The organism is Alkalihalophilus lindianensis (assembly GCF_032843265.1).
Taxonomy (GTDB): domain Bacteria; phylum Bacillota; class Bacilli; order Bacillales; family Bacillaceae_D; genus Alkalihalophilus; species Alkalihalophilus lindianensis.
On the sequence record NZ_JAWJBA010001065.1, the window covers coordinates 1 to 234 of the forward strand.

General features: G+C 47.0%; 1 protein-coding gene. It reads right to left on the reverse strand.

Annotated elements, in window-relative coordinates:
• Positions 1–34: 34 nt before the first annotated feature.
• A partial coding sequence (locus RYX56_RS25385) for a calponin homology domain-containing protein (RefSeq protein ID WP_317124519.1) occupies positions 35–234 on the reverse strand: 200 nt, incomplete at its 5' end.

A 234-nucleotide genomic window follows, 5' to 3' on the forward strand; every position in this document is an offset into this window, starting at 1 on the left:
GTGAGCCAAGGAGTTGCGGCAGTAAGTTGTCTTCCTAAACTTGGCCTCCGACTTCAGCCGGCAAGAACGTTTCCACAGTAGGCTCAATGTCAACAATCTTAGGAGAATCAAGGTTGGCCTCCGTAACCTCAAATTCACCTTCTAGTCCATCATCCGTACGCTTAATGTCATGATGAGTTTCCATTGTTCCCCCGCAACTAAATTTCAGTGAGCGAGTATAAGTGTAGCCATTGG